The 7,639-nt window shown below is 44.2% G+C and carries 4 protein-coding genes; all 4 read right to left on the bottom strand.

What is annotated here, in order from left to right:
* Positions 1–268: 268 nt before the first annotated feature.
* On the bottom strand, positions 269–883 hold the full coding sequence (locus tag F6K52_RS28460; protein WP_293086553.1) for an EF-hand domain-containing protein: 615 nt from the start codon (positions 881–883) through the stop codon (positions 269–271).
* Positions 884–912: 29 nt separating this feature from the next.
* On the bottom strand, positions 913–2,034 hold the full coding sequence (gene hypD / locus F6K52_RS28455; protein WP_293086550.1) for a hydrogenase formation protein HypD: 1,122 nt from the start codon (positions 2,032–2,034) through the stop codon (positions 913–915).
* A gap of 37 nt (positions 2,035–2,071) precedes the next feature.
* Positions 2,072–2,728, bottom strand: coding sequence for an SIS domain-containing protein (locus F6K52_RS28450; protein ID WP_008183973.1), 657 nt, complete (start codon positions 2,726–2,728; stop codon positions 2,072–2,074).
* 342 nt (positions 2,729–3,070) lie between these two features.
* Positions 3,071–7,639: filamentous hemagglutinin N-terminal domain-containing protein (locus F6K52_RS28445; RefSeq protein ID WP_293086545.1), on the bottom strand; the 4,569-nt coding region annotated here is incomplete at its 5' end.

Here is a 7,639-nt window from a genome sequence, read left to right as displayed (position 1 = left end):
ACTGGCAAGATGCCAGTTCTACGCCTGATGCCAGTTCTACGCCTGATGCCAGTTCTACCCCTGATGCCAGTTCTACCCCTGATGCCAGTTCCACCCCTGATGCCCATTCTACAGGTGCGACCCAAGGCCGCGAGGGATTGCTCGGGGTCTTGGGTCGCACCTACTATTAAAATCATGCCATTATTAAGCAACGCCCTATCATCTAATACCTAACACCTAATACCTGTCCAAGGGCGAAAAGCGAGCTACTGACTATCTTTCACAAGCCTTAGTATGGACCTAGAATCCAGTTACCAGGAGCTTCTGGGTCGTCACTGTAAAAGAAATCATGGACATGCTGTAAAACCTCTTTTTTACTGAGATGTCCATCGCCATTTAAATCAAGCTTTGAAAAAATTTCGTCAGTCAAGTTTCCATCTGAGAAGTGAGAGAGGAAGCCCTGTTTGTACTCTTGACGAGAAATCTCTCCATTGCCATCAACATCCAATCGCTCAAAAATCAAATTAGTTAGCTTGGCGATCACATCTTCTTCATAGGATCGTTCGTAGGACTGTGAGGTTTGAAGTCCTGATTGGCGCTCTAACCACAAAGGCCGATATTGCTCCTTGAAACTAAGTTGTTTGGCTTTATGTTCCAGAAATTCTTCTAGAGTCACTTGGCCATCATCATTAATGTCCACTTCTTTTTGCAAGTTCTTCCATAAAGTTTTAAACTGAGAAAAAATGATGTTATATTCCAAGGAACCCGGTTGATAACCTTGAACTTTTGCCTGAGACTGAGCCATCCTTTCATAGTCAGCTTCAGTGATGACTCCACTACCATCAACATCGTATAAATCGAAGAGTTTCTTCAGTTTTCGCTTCTGCAATTCGGTTAGCACCATAGGTTTCTCCTGTTATCAAAAACCTTAACTTAATCACTAATGGCAGCGATGAAAGGAAAGACTTTGTAGTGCATCGCACAGATGCCTTCCTCAGTTGTCATATAAGTCCCCATCGGGGTTTTTGGGCTACACCCTGCACCAAATATCTTGCACTGACACGGTTGAAATACTCCCGTTAGGATAGTCATGCACTGAGCAAACTGGACATCAGCGAGTTTTAATTTGGGTAGGTTAAATTTTACTTCAGCATCAAATTGAACGTACTCAGACCGCAGTCTTAATCCTGAAAAATCAACCGAACCCATGCCACGCCACTCATAGAATTCACGGGGTTCAAATACCTGGCAAATGGTTTGTAGCGCTTCTGAATTGCCTTCTGCTGGTACTTGTGCCTGGTCTTTTAATTCTCCATGACCATCCACCAATTGCTGTAGCAGGGTTTGGGTGGCTTTCAATATGGCCTGGTGACTAGAATCAGCAATGATGATCGGTTTGCGGTAGGACTCAACAAAAAAGCGATAAGGTTCAAGACCAATTACCGAGGCAACTTCAGATGAACAAATCAACCCGTCAATGTGTATCGATGGGGAGTCCAGAATGGCTTTGATAGCCGGAATCAGGGTCATGTGGTTGCAATAAACGCTGAAGTTGCTAATCCCTTCAGCAGCAGCTTGCCCAACTGTTTGCGCTGTACTTAGTACGCTATCTTCGTAGCCTACTGCAAAGAAAACAACCTGTTTGCTAGGATTTTCTTTGGCAATTTTCAGGGCATCTTGGGGTGAGTTGATAGTACGGATATCCGCTCCTTTCCCTCGAATTTCTGAGAGATTTTGTTGAGAACCCCGAATAGTCATCACCTCAGAAAAGGTTGTCAAGATAACATCAGGTTTTTGAGCGATCGCCAGTGCATGATTAACGCGATCAATGGGCAGTGACCATGCCGCCTTACCGTAACCTTGGACAAATTCCAGATGTTCGAGAGCAATGCCATTGAGGTTATGGCGTGCAATGGCAAGGGTTTGCTCACCAGAGACTGCCATCAGTTTAACGGGGCGTCTCAGCTTTGGTGTCAACGAACTGCTAAGACGTTGGATATCTTGCAATATCGTTTGAGTTGGCTTTGATTGCAAAGATTCAACAAGTTCAGTCATGATTTTTTTCACTCCTTATTCAGAACGAATCAATGCCCTACCCTGCCAGAATTGTGTGGACTAAATCCCATAGAATGTGATACGTCGGCAGATGGCTTTCCTGAACCCTGTGAATGCTGGTGTTTTCGACGATCAGGCAGTAATCGACATCTGGGCTTGTTGCCATTTTGCCGCCCTTGCCCCCTACCAGAGCGATCGTAACCATGCCCATTTTTTTTGCTTGGGCAAAACCCCCCAGCACATTTTTAGAATTACCACTGGTAGAAAGGCCAATAATTGCATCACCTTCTCGTCCGTTAGCTAGCAACTGGCGTGCAAAAACTTGGTCAAAACCGAAGTCGTTACTAATTGCAGTAATTGCAGTAGAATCCAGTGACAGATTGATCGCCTCAAGAGAGGGTTTTCCTACACCAATGGGATGGATAAACTCAATGGCAATATGGGCTGCGTCACAGCTAGAGCCACCATTGCCCATCGCTAGAAGCCGTCCGCCATTTCGATACACTTGAGCCAAGGCACGAGCGGCTGCTACAAGGGTAGCACCATAACGCTCAAAATACTTTTTCTGAACTTCTCGGCTTTCAGCCGCTTTTTGAAGCACTGACTCTAATAACGATTGGTCTAGTACATCGCTGCTACGTGTTTTCCCCTCTAAAAAAGGGTAAAGGTTATACAAAGGTTGAGCTACAGTCATGGTTTTGACTTGGATTTTTTTTCACCACAAAAAATATGATAGCACTCGAAATAACGATTAACAGATATTTCTGCTCCGAAGTCCCAGGGTAAGGGCAAGAATCAATCAGGAGGTCTTGTTATAAACACTATTAATATCAAATTTCAATAGTGCTGAGTAATCTTGGCTTAATCTGCTGATAATCCTTGCCCGAACTCACATTTTGGATCAATTTTTATGGCGCTTACCTTGGCTTATTTACCAAGGATATCTACCCTGTTGCTATGCTAAACTAGTATCAAATAAGATGCACCCACTTCCATTAATCCAAGACGAAAGTACCTCATAGCAATTGAGAAAAATTTAATTTAAATCCCGACAAGAGACATAGTGATACCAAGGCTTGGGTGGGCTAGTGGTATCGGTAGGGAAAGAGGTCAGAATGATCGTACCATCGGGACCAGTCATCCAGCCTTGAGCTTCCACAATTCGTTTTCGCTGAGAATTCTGTGGACTAGAATTCTTTTCGGTCGATGGCTCTAATCTCTGATTCTTATCAAGATTGTGATCAGTTTCACTAAGGGTTTGATCATCAAGAGTCACCCAATCAGCAATGATGGTTTGACCAATAATCGGGTCGAGGGGACTGGCCGGAATGCCACCGCGTCCAGTAACAATAAATTCACCAAGTTCATCGACTGAGACTTTCCCACTTCTCGGACAGCTAGCAACAATGAGTGATGATGGGTCAGTTAAATTAATTGGTAGTTGATCTAATCCCCGAGATGGGTCAATATTGCCGGTATTAATGGTCACTATTCCTTGTGGACCAGAGTCAGAACTAGCATCAATATCATTAGTGCGATTTCCATCAATGGCTTCGCGCTCCTCAATCAGACGGACATCTTCGGCATCAATGGTGATCTCACCACCTTGACCCCGTGCGGCTTTGGCAATGATATCGTTACCATTACCACTTGAGGGGAAGGCAATTAAGAGGTTGGTATCAATATCAATGTTGCCACCTGTAGCTATTCCAGAAGCTTGTGCGGAGATGAGGCTTTCGTTAAGCATCACTATTGATTCTGATACGTCTAGTGTGATATTCGCTCCTGATTCCCCAGTCTCGGGAATGCCAGCAGTTTCAGCTTCTAGTGTTCCTTTGTTAAGTAACAGCGAATTAGCCGTAATATCGAGATCACCTGCTACCCCGTTGTCACTGGTTACGGTTATTATTCCTCCATCTTCAACTTTCAGGGAATCAGTATTGATGGTGATATCCCTGGCTTCACCACTTAACTTGCCCAAGCTGTCAGACAGTAAACCACTGGAAATATCATTATTAGTGGGACTAACTCCAGAGATAGTAATCGAATTAGCATGGACGTTAATATTACCAGCATTGGCTCCACTCTCACCAATGTCAAGTGGTGCGCCGAGGCTACGCTGACCAATCAGATAGTGCTCGGCAACAGTTTCAGGAGATAGGGCTGTGTTGTAGACGGCTACTTCATCAATTACACCATTGAAGGATTCATTACGAATATTCTGCCAAGCCCCGATCAAGATACGAGGGTCTTGACCTTTAAAAGCACCTTGATCATTCCGATTAATTTCCCTGCCATTTACAAAAATGGTGTTATTACCGGAAGTTTTGTCGTAACTAGCTACAATGTGATACCAAGTATTTGCTTCAATTATGTCGTCTGGTGTTTCCAAATCATTGGGAAAATCACCGAAACGAACAGAAGCTTGATTGGTCAATCTGAAATATAGACTGTTACCTTGATCATTAGTCCCTTGATCTTCGTTATGTATACCGAAATAGGATTGCCTTTCTCCAATTTCGTTTGGCTTGACCCAGGCTTCTACAGTAAAGGATTGATTGGAGATATCTAACTCTGAACCTGATTGAACAGTACCTATATCCACAGCAGTATCATTATTGCCATTAAATTCTCCTGCTGTACCGGATATCCCTGGAACACCTTGAGTTACACCTTCATAGGTACCGTTGAAGCCATTGCCAGTAGCATTAAAAGCGGTTGAGCCACTAGTTTCATCAAGACTCCAGTAGACGATTGGGTTATCACCCAGCACTGCTTCGTTATAGGTTTTGTTAGGATCATCGAGTACTTGTTGCACTAGGTTGACTGGGTTAAATCCTTGGGTACGGGTTGCAATAGTGCTCCCGTTGGTGAGGGATAGGGAGTCAGTCCAAATGTCAATATTTCCACCATTACCACGACTTTTAGCCCCTACTTCACTCAAGATATTACTGTCATTGGTGAGAACAACTGAGTCAGCTTCTTTTACAGATATGTTTCCAGCATTTCCTGGACCGAACGTAGCAGCAGAAATTTCACCCCGGTCTCGGAGGGTGAGCTGATTTGTTGAGATAGTTATCGGTCCTGCATTACCTGCCCCAGCAGTGCTGGAATCTACTTTTGCTGTATTTGTAATGGCAATAGAGTTAGCCTTAATGTCAACGTTACCGCCATTACCTCTAGCACCTTCTGCTACCTGACTTAAAACACCGCTGGCTATAGTGTCATCGAACTGATTTACCAGATTCCCATCAAAACTGATGTCCTCTGCTCTAATTGTGACGTTACCTGCGTTTCCTTTTCCCTCTGTGGAGGCAAATATTCGAGCACCGTTAGTTAGATAAAGTGACCGAGTGTCAATATAAACATTGCCACCACCGTTCTTGCCATCAGTGGCTTCACCACTTGAATTAACCCGAGTCAGGATAGAGTTTTGGCCTCCATCCAAGATTACTGAATCACTAGCGCGAATGTTGACACTGCCACCATTTCCCTCTCCGATCAGGTTAGACTGTAGCGAGGCATTGGTTACAGAAACCGACTTGGCTTCGATATTAATATCACCAGCAATACCAGTACCTTGTCCCTCGACACTAGTGACGGCACCACCACCCCTAGTGTCAGGTTCACCACCACCAAAAGAAACCGTATCCCTGGCAAAAATATTGATATTGCCCGAGTTCCCCCAAGACTTTCTCACATTACCTGTTCCAAATAGATCTACCTCTCCAACTCTGGCTTGCAGTTGAGCGCCATCGTTGACAACTAAAGAACCTGTGGTAATGAAAATTCCACCACTGTCAACGATAGGTTTTGGTTCAGCGTTTCGATCTATGTCGTTGAGAATATTGTTAACGATGCCACTAGTCTGACCATCTTGGGATTGCCCTTCAAAGGTGACTGTGTCATCAGCAACAATAGTAACTGTCCCGGCATCTGCCTGATTAAAGATACTGGTGTCGATCTTAGCATTATCAATGACAAAGAAGGTACTTGTTTCGATCTGAGCACCGTTTGTGGCAAAGAGCGAGCCAGTATCGATCGTGATATCCCCACCCTTTTCTGTTCCGGAAGTGTTGCTAATAATAAAACTTCCGTCAAGGGATAGTTGATCGTTTGTAACCACAGTAATATCCCCTGCTTTACCAGAAGCGGAAGAAGCATCAATGCGTTCCCTGATGTCAATCCCACCTCGATAATCAATAATCACCTCACCACTATTTCCCACAAACCCACCGAAATCGTCATCGGTGCGGAGTGCTCCAATCTCAAGGGTTTTACTAGGATTAGCTCCATTCGGTTGATACTGATTGGTTAACAATACTAGTCCATTGGGAGCATTAATCGAGATCTCACCAATTTCGATATTTGCACTAGTAGCAGCACTACCAAGGTTAGGGGCAAGATTTCCACTATCGGTATTTCCTGGAAAACCTCCCAGTAATGTCCAATCTATGCCAGCACGAATATCTAAAGTAGGTTGACTACTACCATCAATTACGACAGATGTTCGTGCTTGATCCGACAAGGTCACATTAGCCAGACTAGCCAAGAACGGATTGGAGTTATCGGGGCTAATGGCATTATCAGCGGTATCGGTAGAGTTAATCTCGATGTCTCCAACGGTAACACTCCCTCCTGCCAAAATATGGAGTGACGCTCCGGTATAGTTTCCTAAACTGACATCTCCATTAGTCAGAATAATCGGATCATCGGTACTGACTAAATTTCCGGGTAACCCATCCAACTGTTCGATGCTGATATTTCCGTCAGCGGTATAGTGAGCATCCCCTGCTATGGGATTAGCAGAGCGCAACCGTAAATCAGCACCAGCAAATAAACCACTATCGGTATGGTTATGAGCTGCAATATCAATTGACTGATTCCCCTGAATTAGCAGCAAGCCACCAGAGTAAGCTCTAAACGGTTGCGCTACACTATCCCTGATGCTGACTGTATCTTCTCCGAACAGCGTCAAATTCTTACCAGCCTCCAGTTGACCCTGTAAATCCAAGTTGCCAGCGGCTAGAGTTAAATCTTGTCCTACTGCTAAATTCCCAGCATTGGTAATTGTGCTCCTGGGGTCATGTTTACCATACTGCAATCCTGGGGTGATATTAATCGTTAACAGTGGCGGAGCTTCTGGGGATGTCGCACTAAATTCCTGCCCATCACCAAATACCAAACTATTGGCAGTAGAGGCGAAAAACGAACCAGCTACATCTAATTTTGCATTTGGTCCAAACACAATACCATTGGGATTGAGTAAAAACAGATTCGCTGCACCATCTACTCCTAAAGTACCTAGAATATTCGATAGATTACTTCCAGTTACTCGTGTTAAAATATTCTCAATCCCAGAGGGATTAGCAAAATAAACTCGTTGTAGTTCTCCTACATTAAATTTCGCAAAACTATGGAACAAATTCTCCCCACGAGTTGCTCCCCCTTCAATTAAATCTGCCAGCGCCCCCTTGACCTGTACATTAGGAGTTACCCTTGACGCTTCATTTCCCAAGCTACCATCGGGAGTAATGTCAGCTAAAACTGGAGCATAAAACCCCCAAGCTAAACATCCGGTTAAGCAAATTATCCTTAATTCTAA

Source organism: Moorena sp. SIO3H5, from assembly GCF_010692395.1.
GTDB lineage: Bacteria > Cyanobacteriota > Cyanobacteriia > Cyanobacteriales > Coleofasciculaceae > Moorena.
Note: the sequence above shows the minus strand (reverse complement) of the source record. Positions and strands in the feature narration are given on the sequence as shown.

Bases quoted from the DNA above. Each gene is read 5' to 3' on its own strand.
- hypD (WP_293086550.1), bottom strand. From the start codon at position 2,034: ATGACTGAACTTGTTGAATCTTTGCAATCAAAGCCAACTCAAACGATA.
- F6K52_RS28450 (WP_008183973.1), bottom strand. From the start codon at position 2,728: ATGACTGTAGCTCAACCTTTGTATAACCTTTACCCTTTTTTAGAGGGG.
- F6K52_RS28460 (WP_293086553.1), bottom strand. From the start codon at position 883: ATGGTGCTAACCGAATTGCAGAAGCGAAAACTGAAGAAACTCTTCGAT.